15 protein-coding genes are annotated in these 14,994 nt (G+C 67.9%); 9 read left to right on the top strand and 6 right to left on the bottom strand.

The genetic code is table 11. The features are described from left to right. Positions 1–56 precede the first annotated feature (56 nt). A complete protein-coding gene (locus IEY84_RS00810; RefSeq protein ID WP_183541323.1) occupies positions 57–1,298 on the top strand; it encodes a peptidoglycan recognition protein family protein in 1,242 nt (413 codons plus the stop codon). 48 nt (positions 1,299–1,346) lie between these two features. Next, positions 1,347–3,155 carry a methionine--tRNA ligase gene (gene metG / locus IEY84_RS00805; protein ID WP_183541320.1) on the top strand — a complete coding sequence of 603 codons (1,809 nt, stop codon included), beginning with the start codon at positions 1,347–1,349 and terminating at the stop codon, positions 3,153–3,155. A 44-nt stretch (positions 3,156–3,199) separates the two neighbouring features. Here the strand turns inward: metG and IEY84_RS00800 are convergent, their stop codons facing one another. Both IEY84_RS00800 and IEY84_RS00795 read right to left on the bottom strand, forming a co-directional pair. After that, positions 3,200–3,577, bottom strand: coding sequence for a type II toxin-antitoxin system VapC family toxin (locus tag IEY84_RS00800; RefSeq protein WP_189129283.1), 378 nt, complete (start codon positions 3,575–3,577; stop codon positions 3,200–3,202). Then, entirely contained in the window at positions 3,577–3,837 is a 261-nt protein-coding gene (locus IEY84_RS00795) for a type II toxin-antitoxin system Phd/YefM family antitoxin (protein ID WP_183541313.1), read from the bottom strand. The genes IEY84_RS00800 and IEY84_RS00795 overlap by 1 nt, the downstream gene beginning before the upstream one ends. 84 nt (positions 3,838–3,921) lie before the next feature. Between IEY84_RS00795 and IEY84_RS00790 the strand changes: the two genes are divergently transcribed. Together IEY84_RS00790 and IEY84_RS00785 are read left to right on the top strand one after the other, a co-directional pair. Beyond that, the gene (locus IEY84_RS00790) at positions 3,922–4,578 is read left to right on the top strand and encodes a glutamine amidotransferase-related protein (RefSeq protein ID WP_183541309.1); all 657 of its coding nucleotides are present in this window, start codon (positions 3,922–3,924) and stop codon (positions 4,576–4,578) included. A gap of 10 nt (positions 4,579–4,588) precedes the next feature. Beyond that, entirely contained in the window at positions 4,589–5,341 is a 753-nt protein-coding gene (locus IEY84_RS00785) for a DUF3626 domain-containing protein (RefSeq protein ID WP_183541306.1), read from the top strand. On the opposite strand, the gene IEY84_RS00780 is transcribed toward IEY84_RS00785, so the two are convergent. Further along, entirely contained in the window at positions 5,302–6,267 is a 966-nt protein-coding gene (locus IEY84_RS00780) for a helix-turn-helix transcriptional regulator (RefSeq protein ID WP_183541302.1), read from the bottom strand. The genes IEY84_RS00785 and IEY84_RS00780 overlap by 40 nt on opposite strands. A 113-nt stretch (positions 6,268–6,380) precedes the next feature. Between IEY84_RS00780 and IEY84_RS00775 the strand changes: the two genes are divergently transcribed. Continuing rightward, entirely contained in the window at positions 6,381–7,502 is a 1,122-nt protein-coding gene (locus IEY84_RS00775) for an epoxide hydrolase family protein (protein ID WP_183541299.1), read from the top strand. 56 nt (positions 7,503–7,558) lie between these two features. Here IEY84_RS00775 and IEY84_RS00770 read toward each other — a convergent pair whose 3' ends face one another. The 3 genes from IEY84_RS00770 to IEY84_RS00760 all read right to left on the bottom strand — a co-directional run bounded on the left by IEY84_RS00770 (position 7,559) and on the right by IEY84_RS00760 (position 9,978). Continuing rightward, entirely contained in the window at positions 7,559–8,224 is a 666-nt protein-coding gene (locus IEY84_RS00770) for a GOLPH3/VPS74 family protein (protein WP_183541297.1), read from the bottom strand. Positions 8,225–8,315: 91 nt separating this feature from the next. Then, positions 8,316–8,765 carry a VOC family protein gene (locus IEY84_RS00765; protein WP_183541295.1) on the bottom strand — a complete coding sequence of 150 codons (450 nt, stop codon included), beginning with the start codon at positions 8,763–8,765 and terminating at the stop codon, positions 8,316–8,318. 121 nt (positions 8,766–8,886) lie between these two features. Continuing rightward, positions 8,887–9,978: a DNA glycosylase AlkZ-like family protein gene (locus tag IEY84_RS00760; protein ID WP_183541293.1), complete on the bottom strand. Its 1,092-nt coding sequence runs from the start codon at positions 9,976–9,978 to the stop codon at positions 8,887–8,889. 153 nt (positions 9,979–10,131) lie between these two features. On the opposite strand from IEY84_RS00760, the gene IEY84_RS00755 reads away from it, so the two are divergent. The 4 genes from IEY84_RS00755 to yjfF all read left to right on the top strand — a co-directional run bounded on the left by IEY84_RS00755 (position 10,132) and on the right by yjfF (position 14,900). Further along, entirely contained in the window at positions 10,132–11,109 is a 978-nt protein-coding gene (locus IEY84_RS00755) for an ABC transporter substrate-binding protein (protein WP_229788196.1), read from the top strand. 158 nt (positions 11,110–11,267) lie between these two features. Beyond that, the gene (locus tag IEY84_RS00750) at positions 11,268–12,848 is read left to right on the top strand and encodes a sugar ABC transporter ATP-binding protein (protein ID WP_183541291.1); all 1,581 of its coding nucleotides are present in this window, start codon (positions 11,268–11,270) and stop codon (positions 12,846–12,848) included. Continuing rightward, positions 12,841–13,902 carry an ABC transporter permease gene (locus IEY84_RS00745; RefSeq protein WP_221208415.1) on the top strand — a complete coding sequence of 354 codons (1,062 nt, stop codon included), beginning with the start codon at positions 12,841–12,843 and terminating at the stop codon, positions 13,900–13,902. Before IEY84_RS00750 ends, IEY84_RS00745 begins: the two co-directional genes overlap by 8 nt. Next, on the top strand, positions 13,899–14,900 hold the full coding sequence (gene yjfF / locus IEY84_RS00740) for a galactofuranose ABC transporter, permease protein YjfF (protein WP_229788195.1): 1,002 nt from the start codon (positions 13,899–13,901) through the stop codon (positions 14,898–14,900). The genes IEY84_RS00745 and yjfF overlap by 4 nt, the downstream gene beginning before the upstream one ends. Positions 14,901–14,994 lie beyond the last annotated feature (94 nt).

Here is a 14,994-nt window from a genome sequence, read left to right as displayed (position 1 = left end):
CTCCGAACACATGCGTTTGCGGCATGTCGGGGCCTTGACTGACCAAAATCAGGGGTATGGCCAGCTTCCCCCGCGTCTTCACCGTGACCCTGACCGCTGCCGTCATCGGCGCGTCGATGCTGGTGCCTGCCATCGGCACCGGAATCGTCCCAGGGATCGAACCGGCAGCCGCCGAGGACGGCCAGCTGATCAAGCTGCCCCGTCTCGAGGACGGCATCGCGACTCGTGACGTGAAGCTTCCGCCGAGGCTGACCGAGCGGTCGGGTGGTGCGGCCTCGACCGAGAAGCTGCGTACGACGACGTTCTCGATGGTCGGGGTCTCCTGGACGGGCGCCGAGACGCCCCAGGTCGAGGTGCGGGTGAGCAAGTCGGACCAGTTGCGTGAGTGGCAGGTGCTGCCGCTGCAGGAGGATCTGCCCGACGGCGCCGAGGGCGCTGTCGCGGCTCGCGGCAAGGTCGAGCGGCGGGGCACGCAGCCGGTGTGGACCGGTCGGGCCAGCGGCGTACAGGTGCGGGTCGAGGGTGCGCAGCCCAAGGACCTGAGGCTGACCCTGATCAACACCGGACCGCAGGAGGACGTCAAGGCTCCGAAGAAGGAGGCCGACGACCGGGCCAAGAATGGGCAGAGCGGAAGCGCCGAGAACGAGAGCGGAGCCACCGGCCGGGTGGCGCGGTCGCGTCCGCGGTGGGCGCCGAAGCCGACGATCTTCACCCGGACGCAGTGGGGCGCCAACAACTCCTGGCGCAACGGCCGCCCGGAATACAACACCGCGCTGAAGCAGGTCCACATCCACCACACCGCGACGAGCAACAGCTACGCCAAGGGCGACGTGCCGGGGATCATCCGCGGCATCTACAGCTATCACACCAGGTCACTGGGGTGGTTCGACATCGCCTACAACTTCCTCATCGATAAGTACGGTCGCGCCTGGGAGGGCCGCTCCGGCGGCATCGACCGGTTGGTCAAGGGCGCCCACACGCGCGGCTTCAACCACCAGTCGATGGGCATCGCCCTGATCGGGAACTTCGAGAACACGCGTCCCTCGAACGACGCCCTCATCAAGACCGAGCGGATGGCGGCCTGGAAGCTCGACATGGCCGGCCGCGACGCGCGCGGCAAGCTGGTGACGGTCTCGAAGGGCAGCGACCGGTTCCCGGCCGGGCGCCGGGTCCGGGTCTGGGTCATCGACGGCCACTTCCACACCAACGAGACCTCCTGCCCTGGTGCCCAGCTCGCCAAGTGGCTGCCGTGGATCAGGAAGTACGCCCACCAGCGGGACCAGATGTTCAACCCGTGACCCGGTGTCGATAGAGCCCCGGTGACGCAGGCTCCCTAGGATGGAGCCATGAGCAAAGTTCTGTCCGCAGTCGCCTGGCCGTATGCCAACGGCCCGCGCCACATCGGCCATGTCGCCGGTTTCGGCGTGCCCTCCGACGTCTTCAGTCGGTACATGCGGATGGCGGGCCACGACGTGCTCATGGTCTCCGGCTCCGACGAGCACGGCACCCCGATCCTGATCGCCGCCGACGAGGCCGGGGTGACGCCCCAGGAGCTCGTCGACAAGAACCACCGGATCATCGTCGAGGACCTGGTCTCGCTCGGCCTGACGTACGACCTCTACACCCGCACCACGGCGGCCAACCACCACTCCGTGGTGCAGGAGCTGTTCCTCGGGGTCTACAACAACGGCTACTTCATCGAGCAGACCTCGAAGGGCGCGATCTCGCCGTCGACCGGGCGGACCCTGCCCGACCGTTACATCGAGGGCACCTGCCCGATCTGCGGAGCCGACGGTGCCCGTGGCGACCAGTGCGACAACTGTGGCAACCAGCTCGACCCGGACCAGCTGATCAACCCGGTCTCGAAGATCAACGGGGAGACCCCGGAGTTCGTCGAGACCCAGCACTTCTTCCTCGATCTGCCGGCGCTGGCCGACGCGCTGCACGAGTTCCTCGACGAGCGGGAGCAGACCGGTCTGTGGCGTCCCAACGTCATCCGGTTCAGCCAGAACATCCTCAAGGAGATCCGCCCGCGGGCGATGACCCGCGACATCGACTGGGGCATCAAGGTGCCTCTGGACGGCTGGCGCGACAACCCGACCAAGCGGATGTACGTCTGGTTCGACGCGGTCATCGGCTACCTGTCCGCCTCGATCGAGTGGGCCCGTCGCTCCGGTGATCCGGAGGCGTGGCGACAGTGGTGGAACTCGCCCGATTCGCTCTCCTACTACTTCATGGGCAAGGACAACATCGTCTTCCACGCCCAGATCTGGCCGGCCGAGCTGATCGCCTACAACGGTCAGGGATCGAAGGGCGGCGAGACCGGCTCGTACGGCGCGCTGAACCTGCCGACCGAGGTCGTCTCCAGCGAATACCTGACGATGGAGGGCAAGAAGTTCTCCTCCTCGAAGAAGATCGTGATCTACGTACGCGACCTCCTCTCGCGCTACCAGCCCGACGCGTTCCGCTACTTCGTGGCCGCCGCCGGCCCCGAGTCGAACGACTCCGACTTCACCTGGGCGGAGTTCGTGCGGCGTACGAACGACGAGCTCGTCGCCGGCTGGGGCAACCTGGTCAACCGCACCGCCACCCTGATCGCGAAGAACTTCGGCGAGCTGCCCGCCGCCGGCACGCTGACCGAGGCGGACCAGGCGATCCTGGACACCGTCGGCGCCGCGTTCGGCACCGTGGGCGACCTGATCGGTCGTCACCGGCAGAAGCAGGCGATCGGCGAGGCGATGCGCGCGGTCGGCGAGGTCAACAAGTACGTCACCGACCTGGAGCCGTGGAAGCTGGCCAAGGCCCCTGAGGACCGCGAGCGCCTCGGCACCGTGCTGCACGTGATGGCGCAGTGCGTCGCGGACCTCAACCTGATCCTGTCCCCGTTCCTGCCGTTCTCCGCCAACGAGATCGACAAGGCGCTCGGCGGGAAGGGGGCCGTCGCCCCGATGCCACGCATCGAGGAGGCCGAGGACCTCGACACCGGCAAGGCCTACCCGATCATCACCGGCGACTACGCCGGCGCTCCCGCGTGGCAGCGCCACCCGATCGTCGTCGGCACGCCGGTCGCCAAGCCCACCCCGGTCTTCCAGAAGCTGGACACCGCGATCATCGACGAGGAGCTCGACCGCCTGGGCATCAAGCCGCAGGAGTGAGCTGGATCGAAGTCCGCAGCCACCCAGTGGCTGCGGACTTCGACCTACTTGCGTGCGTCCACGATCCAGTCGTAGCCGAGCCCTAGCAGGATGCGGTCGGACGTCATGAATTCGAGTCCCTCCGCCGCGGCCTGAGCGACCAGGATCCGGTCGAATGGGTCGTGCTTGCTCAACGCCTCGAACTTGGTCACGCGTGCCGCGTGCCGTTCCGTGAACGGAAGCGGGGTGATGCCCTGATCGCCGAAGAGCCGGACGAGATCGTCCGGTGCATCCAGCTTGCCGAGCATCCTCTTCATCGTGATCTCGAAGTGGGAGATAGATGACGCATAGACCGGACCGCCTTCGATGAGGTCCCACGCCACAGGCCCCAACGTGTCCGGGAACGCTGTCATCCGAATCAGGACGTTGGTATCGAGCAACATCAGTCGCGGTTCGTCTGGATCTCGAGCTCCGGATCGAACATGCCCCTGATCTCCTCGTCCATAGCTTCCCACTCGTCGTCGCTCGGCAGCGAGAACATGCCACGGAGGCCACCGAGCCGGACCTTAGAGTGCGGAAGGGCCGTGATCTGGACGACGGGCTTTCCTGCGCGCGCGATGATCACCGTCTCGCCGTGCTCGGCCTGATCGACCAAGCGAGACAGATGCGTCTTCGCCTCGTGAATGTTGACCTGCGTCGTCATGAGACCAGTCTAGGTTAGTCCGACTTAGTCCACCAGGGCGGAAATCGTTGGATCAGGCTGTGCGGGGCTGCGAGGATTCGGCGCATGATCGCACTGCTCGGCGACGACCGGGGGCACCGTAGCCATCAGGAGCTCAACGCGCTTCGGCCGCAGCTGGCTGAGCTCGGGGTCGAGACGGAGTGGGTGCCGACCGACTCCGGGTTCGAGATCTCGACCTACCAGGGGGTCTGGCTCGTGCCCGGTTCGCCCTATGCCGATGACGCCGCGGTTCTCGCTGCGCTCACGGTCGTGCGGGAGCGGGGGATCCCGTTCCTCGGGGTGTGCGGTGGGATGCAGTACGCGGTGCTGGAGTGGACGCGCAACGTGCTCGGCTCCACGGCGACCCATGCCGAGTCCGACGGCGCGGGCGAGGACAACGCGGTCGCCGCGCTGGCCTGTTCGCTCTACGGCGAGGAGCGGCTGGTGACCCCGGTCCCCGGCACCCGCTTCGCGGGCTGGCAGCCGGAGCCGTTCGTCGGCACGCACTTCTGCAACTACGCGCCCACAGCCGAGGCCGTGGCGACGCTGGAGAAGATCGGTGTCGTCGTCGGCGCCACCGCGGACGACGCCGGCGCGGAGGTCCTGGAGTTCCCGGACCACCCGTTCTACGTCACCAGCATGTTCCAGCCCCACATCGGCGCCCTCGCCGGCGCCCCGGTACACCCCCTCGTACGCGCGTTCGTCGAGGCTGTCGCCAGCTGAGCCGCGCCTGATGAGCATCACGCTTCAGTTCCACCCCGACTGGCCGTACGCCGGTGGGCTGGTGATCGAGTCGATGGCGCGGGACGGGGCGTATCGGTCGCAGTTCGAGACCGGGACGTCGAACGGTGGGCTGACCGCGCATCCGGGTGGGGACCGGTGGCGGTGGGAGAGCCGTCTGTTCGGCAGCTGCTACGACCATGCGCCTGCCGCCGATCGGCCGGTCTATGGCGCGTGGAACCGTCGCGACGACCCCTACGGTGGCGCCATCCGGTTCGGGTCGGCTCATCTCCGACTCCGTCCAGAGGTGTTGGAGCGGTGCACCTTCTGTTTCCCCGACTCGGTCCTCGAACCGACGGACTTCGGTGGCCCTGAGATGCTGCCGCAGCTGTCGGCGATGGCCGACGCATCGGGGTTCGACGATCTCGACGAATGCGTCGAGGCACACGTTCACGGCGGCGTCGTGATCGAGCGCGACGCCGAGGCAGTGGTGCTCGACCCCAGTTTCCGGGGGACGAAGGTCGAGGCAGCGGCGCGGGAGCTCGGCTGCGCGGTGGAGTGGCATCCGGGCTTCCGCGTCTCCAGCGCAGGTCTCGATCCGGGCTACCGCGGGCAGGAGCACGTCGACCTGGCGCAGTCACTCGGCGACGTACTCACGCCTGATCTTCTCGGCGACGCCGCGCGGTCGGGCGACTATGACCCACAGTCGGTCAAACGGGTCTGGCACTACCTGGCCAGGTTCGGGAGGTCGACGGCTGCTGCGTAGCGGTTCGCCAGGATCTTGAGGTGGTCGCGGAGCTCTGGGGGTGACTCGACGGTGAAGTCGAGGCCGAGCATGCCGATCCAGACGGCCACGACCTCGAGGCTGTCACCGCCGGTGACCAGGACGCTGCGGTCGGGGGCGATCGGCTCGACGGTGCCGACGGCGGGGTTGATGCGGGAGATGACCTCCTCGGCGGAGGCGGCGATGATCAGGCGGGCGTGGACGGCCCAGCCGGTGCGGGCGACCTCGCGTACGACGAACTCGGTGAGGTCGAAGGAGGGGTCGCTCGGACGGAACGGGCGCCCGCCGGGGATCTTGAGACGCAGCCAGTCGACGCGCAGCGGCAGCCAGGCGTCGGCACGGGGGTCGCGAGCGACGAGATACCAGCGGCGCTGCCAGGCGATCAGCCGGTAGGGCTCGACCTCGATGGGCTCGTCGCGGTAGTCGGCGCGTACGCCGACATGGTCCCGGATCGCGGTGGCCAGCGCCTGCAGGGTGCCCGCGTCGACGTCCGGGTCGGGGACGTTGCTGTCGGTGTTGACGGGGCCGGCGTCCATCGCATCGACCACTGCAGCCAGCTTGCGACGCAGGTGGTCGGGCAGCACCTGCTCGAGCTTGCCCAGAGCCCTGGCACTGGTCTCCGCGACACCGGTGATGCCCGTCGCCGCACGCAGCCCGACGGCGACCGCGAGGGCCTCCTCGTCGTCCAGCAGCAGCGGCGGAAGCTTTCCGCCGGAGCCGAGGCGGTAGCGCCCACCCGGTCCGCGTACCGACTCCACCGGATAGCCGAGCTCGCGCAGCTTGGTCATGTCGTTGCGCACGGTGCGCTCGGAGACGTCGAGCCGGGTGGCCAGGTCGGCGCCGGTCCAGCCGGCCGAGGACTGCAGCAGGCCGAGGAGCGCGAGCAGCCTCGCGGAGGTTTCCAGCACGGTTCACAGACTGCGGCAAGAAAGTTGCGCAGGCGAGCGAATTGCGGAACCAGCCTTGCCGGAACCCTTCATAGCGTGGGTCTCACAAGGTCGGAAACCACCAAGGAGAAGCCATGAACACGCAGGTCAGCACCGGAAGCAGTGCCAAGTCCAAGGCAGAGATCAGCACCGTCACCGTCGAGTTCCCGCAGGCCGACCTCGACGACCTCCAGACCCGCCTCGAGCGCACCCGCTTCGCGCCGAGCGTGCCCGGCGACTCCTGGGACTACGGCACCCCGACGGCGTACCTCACCGACATGGTCGAGCGCTGGAAGAGCTTCGACTGGCGGGCGGTCGAGGCGCGCATCAACGCGGTCCCCAACCACCTGACCGAGATCGACGGCCAGGTCATCCACTTCGTCCACGTACCTTCCGCGAACCCCGACGCCAAGGCGCTCCTGCTCGCCCACACCTACCCGGGCTCGTTCCTGGAGTTCCTGCCGATGGTCGAGTCCTTGACGGACGAGTTCCACCTGGTGATCCCGGAGCTGCCGGGCTTCGGGCTCTCGACGCCGGTGGTCGACACCGGCTGGACGATGAAGCGGGCGGCTGAGGCGTACGACGTGCTCATGCGCAGGCTCGGTTACGACTCCTACGGGGTGCACGGCAGCGACGGCGGCGCGATGATCGGGCGCGAGCTGGCACTGCTGAACCCGGAGGGCTTCCTCGGCGCCCACGTGCTGCAGCTCTTCTCGTTCCCGTCGGGCGACCCGAGCGAGTTCGAGGGCTTCGGGCCGAAGGAGTACGCGGCGCTCGAGCACATGCAGTGGTTCCAGTCGGTCGGGGGCTACAACGCCATGAACGGCTCCCGCCCGCAGACCATCGGCGCCGCGCTGGCCGACTCACCCGTGGGGACGCTGGCCTACAGCGAGCTCTTCGAGTCCTTCGGCAACGGCACGTCGCTGGTCACCCCCGAGCAGGTCATCGAGCAGGCGACGTACTACTGGCTCACCAACTCGTACGCCTCGGCGGCGCGCTACCACTACGAGGAGGCTCACGCCGAGCGCGAGCCGGAGGTCTCCCAGGGCAGGATCGGGGTCGCCGTCTTCAAGGACGACTTCCAGACCATCAGGTCGCTGGCCGAGCGGGACAACGCCAACATCCAGCACTGGTCGGAGTTCCCGGAGGGCGGCCACTTCGCCGCGCTGGAGCGCCCCGATGACGTCGCCGCCGACCTGCGGGCGTTCTTCGCCTGACGTCTCGCACGAACCCGAGGATCGCAGCCCCTCCGCGGCTGCGATCCTCTGGTTTGTCAGGTGGTCGTCGTGGTGACGGTGGTGGCGACCATCACCGCGGTCATGACCGCGGTCACCTCGTCCATCGCGTCCTTGACGCCCTTGGCGGCCCAGTCGCCGCGGGCGATCTCCTTCGCCCGCTTCTTGACCGCTCCGGCGCCGACGGCTCTCGTGTCGACCACCTTGTGGGCGAGGTCGATGGAGGAGAGGAGGGCGATGAGCGGGCCGGTCCGTGCGTCGGGAGCGGCACCCTGGATGAGGACGGCGACCAGGTGACCGCGTACGGCGTTCTCGTGGGTCGAGTCCGCGGCCGGCCAGGTCGTGCGCGGGAAGAGACCGAGGATCTTCTCGTCGCGACGCTTGAGGATGTTGCGGTCGCACAGCCGTGCGGCGAGCGCCTCGTGCAGGCCCTTGCCGAGGTTGGTGACGGCGTTCTTCGCCGCGAGCGGCTTGGCGGCCAGCGAGTCGTATGCAGCGGCAAGGATCGGCTCGTCCGGCCGCCGCCCGGGCACGACGACGGCCTTGGCCGGGGTGAAGCCCGACTTGGGCTCGACCTGGACCGAACCCGTCAGGACGAGCTCGGTGAGGATCGCCCCGCCCAGCGCCTGCTGGACCCAGGAGGAGGTGAGCGTGCCCTTCTCGTCGTCGAGCACGAGCAGCAGCAGATCTTCGGCGATGAGCATGCCTCAGACGTTACGGCGGAGCGATCGCGGACGCCTCCTACGAAAGGCGGAACTTGTCTCGGACCTTCGTCTAGGCCCTCCAAGCGTGAAGTCAGGAGCCGGCTGACTCCGGGCTGGCGACATCGAACATCCAGGTCACGCCGAACTTGTCCTCGAACTGACCGAAGTAGTCCCCCCACGGTGCCTGCTCGAACGGCATGGTGGGCGTCCCGCCCGCCGACAGCTTGGCGAAGTAGTCGGCGAAGCGCGGCTGGTCGCCGGGGTCGGAGCTGGTCATCGCGACGGTGACGCCAGCCGTCGGCGCAACGTACTCCATCCCCATGTCCGGAGGCGTGTCGGCGGCCATCAGGACGAGGCCGTCATCGAGGGTGAGCGAGCCGTGCATGACCAGGTCCTTCGCCGCCGGCGGAACCGGACCCATCGCGTCGCCCATGGAGTCGAAGGTCATCGTCTCGACGGTGCCGCCGAGCACCGACCGGTAGAACTCGAGCGCCTCGGCGGCCTCGGACTTGAAGCTGATGTACGGGTTGAGCGTTGCCATCCGGATCGTCTCCTTTGATCGATTTCCGACCCCGTTGGCTCACAGTAGGCGCACCGAAGGATGCTGAGAAGGGGAATTTGCGTCAGTTTGCCCCAGCTGTGCGTATCTTTCGGCCGCACGGTCAGTGGCGGGCGATCTCGACGCCCAGCCATCCGGCCAGCGCCTCGATCTCGGCCTCGACCGCGTCCCCGATCTCGGCGGTCCAGCCGAAGTCCTCGTGGACGGCGAAGACGTTCAGCACGCCCTTCTTGTGGTCCACCTTCGCGTCGAGCTTCCCGACCAGCCGCTCGCCGTGCAGGATCGGAAGGGCGAAGTAGCCCCAGCGGCGTTTGGCTGCCGGCTTGTACATCTCCAGGACGTATTCGAACCCGAACAGGTCCAGCGCACGGTCGCGGTCGTAGACGAGGCGGTCGAAGGGAGAGAGCAGAGCAGTACGCGGCGCGAAGACGTCCTCGAGGGCGGCCAGCGCCTCCGGGTCGACCCGCCACTCGCCGTCGGCGCCGGCCACGGTGCACGGCACGCCGGTGTCCCCGGCACCGAGCATCTCGCCGCCGGACGACTCCTTCCGACCCGGACGGGCGATCCCGAGCGAGGCGAGTCTGCGCACGGTCTCCACGTGGAGTGCCTCCTCGGGGGAGGGCAGCCGCAGGTCGGCCGGGTAGACACGTTCGGCCAGGTCCCAGGTGCGCAGCTTGCCGCGCCGGCCCGCGACCGCGACCTCGCCCATCCGGTTGAGCAGCTCGATCATCCGTAGGACGTTCTTGTCGTTGGTCCAGCCGGTCGAGGCCCAGGGCACCTCGGCGGTGTCCTCGATCTCGCCGGCGACGAGCGGGCCGTCGGCTCGCAGGCGATCCAGGACCTGCGTACGGAATCTGTTGTTGGCCTCCACCCACTCGACGGCCGTGGGGTGGATCCGGCCCGGAGACAGGGCGAGAACCGTCTCGATCTCGTCCATCGGGAAGACGAAGCTGGAGAACTCCACCAGCGAGCGCTCCTGCTCCAGCGCGAAGGTGAGATCCGAATGATCGTACGCATCACCGAGCCGCGACCACGCCACCAGATCCGCGCTCGGCGCGATCGCCTTGGTCGGGTCGATCTGCAGGAGCGTCAGCTGGTCGACGGTCGCCACCAGCGAGACGGGCCGCCGCGCGTCGAGGAGCTGCGCGCGGACCGCGATCCGGCGTGCCTGTTCCGGAGCCAGGGTGAGCGTCATGGTCGACACATTATGGGGAGTTCCGGACGACCTGCTGCCGATTCGAACCGATCTTCCGATTCCGCTTGACCGCCAGGATGTTAACGCTCACACTGAGTCGCATCGTGACGACGGTCACACTGGGCCGCCGCAGTGAAACACTGGAGGACGACAGTGAAGAAGACCCTCATCTCCCTGTGTGCGCTCGCCTTGGGCGGGATGTCGCTCAGCGCATGCGGTGGCAGCGAAGCCGCCGACGACGGCAAGATCACCATGGGCTTCGCCCAGGTCGGCGCCGAGAGCGGCTGGCGCACCGCGAACACCACCTCGATCCAGGACTCGGCCAAGGAGGCCGGCATCGACCTGAAGTTCTCCGACGCGCAGCAGAAGCAGGAGAACCAGATCAAGTCGATCCGGTCCTACATCCAGCAGAAGGTGGACGTGATCGCGTTCAGCCCTGTGGTCGAGACAGGCTGGGACGCGGTGCTCCAGGAGGCCAAGCGCGCCAAGATCCCCGTGGTCCTGACCGACCGCGCCGTGGACACCGAAGACACCTCGCTCTACGTCACCTTCATCGGCTCCGACTTCGTCGAGGAGGGCGAGAAGGCGGGACAGTGGCTGGTCGACAACGCCGAGGCATCCGACGTCGACAAGGACGGCGCGATCAACGTCGTCGAGCTGCAGGGCACCACCGGATCGGCGCCGGCGATCGACCGTAAGAAGGGGTTCGAGGACGTCATCTCCTCGGACTCGACGATCAAGATCACCTCCTCCCAGACCGGTGACTTCACCCGCGACGGCGGCAAGCAGGTCATGGAGGCCTTCTTGCAGTCCGACCCGAAGATCGACGTCGTCTACGCCCACAACGACGACATGGGCCTGGGTGCGATCGAGGCGATCAAGGCAGCCGGCAAGAAGCCCGGCACCGACATCAAGATCATCACCGTCGACGCGGTCAAGGACGGGATGACCGCGCTGGCGGCAGGAGAGATCAACTTCATCGTCGAGTGCAGCCCGCTGCTGGGGCCGCAGCTGATGGACGTCGCCGAGAAGGTCGTCGCCGGCGAGGAGGTCCCCGAGCGGATCGTCACCGAGGAGACCACCTTCACGCCGGAGCAGGCCGCGGAGGCGCTGCCCGACCGGAAGTACTGACCGTCAACCGAGGCGGTGCCCCGAGCTTGTCGAAGGTTCCCTCGGTGGGTTGTCGCTTTCCTCGTGGAACTCCACGAAAGAAGCGGGCGCCCACCGAGTTACCTCGGTGAGCATCCATCCCGCCGCAGCCGCCCCGAACCGCCAGGAGCCAGCACGACATGAGTCAGGCAGAAGTGAAGCCGCCCCCGCCGGTGGTGGAGATGCACGACGTCTCGATCACGTTCGGGGCGGTCCGGGCGCTCGACGGGGTCTCGCTCCGCCTGCTTCCGGGGGAGGTGCACGCGCTGATGGGCGAGAACGGGGCCGGGAAGTCGACGCTGATCAAGGCGCTGACCGGGGTCTACACGATCGATGCCGGCCGCGTCCGGATCGACGGCGTCGAGACCCAGTTCGCCACCCCCGCCGCGGCACAGCGCGCCGGGATCAGCACGGTCTACCAGGAGGTCAACCTGGTGCCCAACCTCACCGTCGCCGAGAACATGCTCCTCGGGCGCGAACGGCATCGCTTCGGCCGTCTCGGGCCGATCGACCGACGGGACATGAATCGTCGCGCGGCCGCCTCGCTGCAGAGCCTCGGGATCGACGTCGACCCGGGTTCGGAGCTCGGCAGCCATCCGATCGCCGTCCAGCAGCTCGTCGCGATCGCACGGGCTGTCGACACCGATGCTCGGGTGCTGATCCTCGACGAGCCGACCTCCAGCCTCGACGCCGACGAGGTGGCCAGGCTCTTCGACGTGATGCGCAGGCTCCGCGAGCAGGGCACCGCGATCGTCTTCGTCTCCCACTTCCTCGACCAGGTCTTCGAGATCGCCGATCGGATGACGATCCTGCGCAACGGCCGCGTGGTGGGCGAGCGACTCGTCGCCGAGACCACCCAGCTGGAGCTCGTTCAGCTGATGATCGGCCGCGACCTCCAGGTCCTCGAGCGTCTCGACCAGGCCGCTCACGAGGCCACCGAGGAGGCCGCCGAGCAACGCCTCCCGGTGCTGAGCGCCCTCGGGCTCGGCCGGAAGGGAAGCCTGGAGGCCACCGACCTGACCCTGTACCCCGGGGAGGTCGTCGGCATCGCCGGACTGCTCGGCTCGGGGCGTACCGAGCTCGCCCGGCTGCTCTTCGGAGCCGATGCCCCCGACACCGGCGAGCTGACGGTGAAAGGCTCCAGCGGTCGGCGGCTGCGCAGTCCTCGGCACGCCATCGACCGTAAGCTCGCCTTCTGCAGCGAGGACCGCAAGGCCGAGGGAGTCTTCGAGGAGCTCTCCGTGGCCGACAACATGCTGCTCGGGCTGCAGGCCAGCCGAGGCTGGCTACGGCCCATCCCGACGGCGACCCGTTCGGCGCTGGTCAAAGAGTTCATGGCGGCCCTCGACGTACGGCCGGCCGACTCGAGCCTCCCGATGCGAAGTCTCTCCGGTGGCAACCAGCAGAAGGTCCTGCTGGCGCGCTGGTTGATCACCGAGCCCGACGTACTCCTCCTCGACGAGCCCACCCGCGGCATCGACATCGGTGCCAAGACCCAGATCCAGCAGCTCGTCGCCGATCTCGCCGAGAAGGGGATGAGCGTGGTGTTCATCTCCGCCGAGCTCGAGGAGGTGTTGCGGTTGAGCCACCGGTTGGTGGTTCTCAAGGACCGCCGCAAGATCGCCGAACGGCCCAACCGAGGGATCGACATCAACGACGTACTCGAGATCATCACCGGCGAGCCCGGCGGTGTCGCCGAGAAGGAGCGAGCAGATGCCTGAGATCCTCAGATCGGGCAGGGCGATCGGCGCCCGCATGATGGCCCACCGCCTCTTCTGGCCGCTGGCCGCGCTCGGCGCGCTGCTGGTGGTCAACCTGATCGCGACGCCGACGTTCTTCAACGTACGCATCCAGGACGGGCACCTCTTCGGCAGCCTCGTCGACATCGTCCGCAACGGTGCGCCGGTGCTGCTGGTCGCGATCGGGATGACGCTGGTCATCGCCACCCGCGGGATCGACCTCTCGGTGGGCGCGGTGGCGGCGATCGCGGGCGCGGTCGCCTGCGTCTACATCGTCGAGAGCCCCGCCGATGGGGCCGCCGGAGCTGCCGTCATCGCGGTCTCGATGGCGCTCGCGGTCTGCGTCGCGCTGGGGCTGTGGAACGGCTTCCTGGTCGCAGTGGTCGGCATCCAGCCGATCATCGCCACGCTGGTGCTGATGGTCGCGGGCCGCGGGATCGCGATGCTGGTGACCGGCGGCCAGATCACCACTGTCAACAACGACGCCTTCGCCGCCCTGGCCTCGGGCCACCTGCTCACGCTGCCGGTCGCGGCCCTGATCGCGCTCGGGGTCTTTGCGGCCACCCAGATCGTCGTACGCCGCACCGCGCTCGGGCTGCTCATCGAGTCCGTCGGGATCAACCCGGAGGCTAGCCGACTGGCCGGCGTACGCTCTCGCACGATCATCTGGACGGTCTACGTCTTCGCGGCGCTGTGTGCAGGGACCGCCGGCCTGATCATCGCCGCCAACACCCACTCGGTGAACGCCAACAGTCTCGGGTTGTGGATCGAGCTGGACGCCATCCTGGCGGTGGTCATCGGAGGAACCTCACTTGCCGGTGGCCGGTTCTCGCTGACCGGCACGCTCGTCGGGGCCATGCTCATCGCCACCCTCACCCGGACCATCCCCAACATCGGGATCCCGGCCGAGGCGAACTATCTGTTCAAGGCGCTCGTCGTGGTGATCGTGTGCCTGCTGCAGTCGCCGAAGGCGCGGGCGGTGCTGCAACGACGTCGTGAACCCGTCCCGACGAGCCGCGGGGAGGTGGTCGCGTGAGCACCCAGGTCGCTACGGCCGAGGCCGGGTTCCTCGCCCGGGTCTCCCGATTCAGCCCGCCACGGCGCTACCTCCCCGTGCTCGGCACGTTCGCCCTCTTCATCGGCATGTTCGGCGTCGGTGGGATCCGCTACGACGGGTTCGCCGATCCGCAGGTCTTCCTGACGCTGCTGCTCGACAACGGGTTCCTGATCGTGCTCGCGGTGGGGATGACGTTCGTGATCCTCACCGGCGGGATCGATCTCTCGGTCGGCTCCAACGTCGCGCTCTCGACGCTGATCGCGGCCAGGACGCTGGAGGTCGGCTGGCCGGTGGCCGCCGTGATCGGCGTCGTGCTCCTGTCCGGCACCCTGCTCGGCACCGCGATGGGCCTGCTGATCCACTACTTCGACATCCAGCCGTTCATCGCGACCCTGGCAGGCATGTTCCTGGCTCGCGGGCTCTGCTACCTGATCAGCGTCGAATCGATCCCGATCGAGGACGGGACCTTCAAGACGATCGCGTTCGGCTCGATCACCCTGCCCGGTGGCTACTACCTCGGCTGGACGGCGGTCTTCGCGCTGGCGGTCGTCGCCGTGGCCGCGTACGTCCTCTCCTCGACCCGCTTCGGGCGCACCGTCTACGCGCTCGGCGGTAGTGAGTCCTCGGCGCTGCTGATGGGGTTGCCGGTCGCCGCGACCAAGGTCGGGGTGTACGCGATCAGCGGACTGTGCGCAGCGCTCGGAGGGTTGCTGTTCGCGCTCTACACGCTCTCGGGCTATTCGCTGCACGCGGTCGGGATGGAGCTGGACGCGATCGCCGCAGTGGTCATCGGCGGGACGCTGCTCACCGGTGGGCGTGGGTTCGTGGTCGGGTCGCTGCTCGGGGTGCTCGTGCTCGGGACGATCCAGACCTTCATCTCGTTCGACGGCACGCTGTCTTCTTGGTGGACTCGGATCTCTATCGGGGTGCTGGTGCTGGTCTTCGTTGTTGCGCAGAGGGTGCTGACGAGGCGCTGAGAGGGGTGGATGTTCACCGAGGTACCTCGGTGAAGAGTCGCTTCCTTCGTGGAATTCCGCGAAGGAAGCGATGCTCGACCGAGGTACCTCGGTG

Source organism: Nocardioides albus (assembly GCF_014648255.1).
Classification (GTDB): Bacteria; Actinomycetota; Actinomycetes; order Propionibacteriales; family Nocardioidaceae; genus Nocardioides; species Nocardioides albus.
This window is presented reverse-complemented; position numbering and strand designations above follow the sequence as displayed.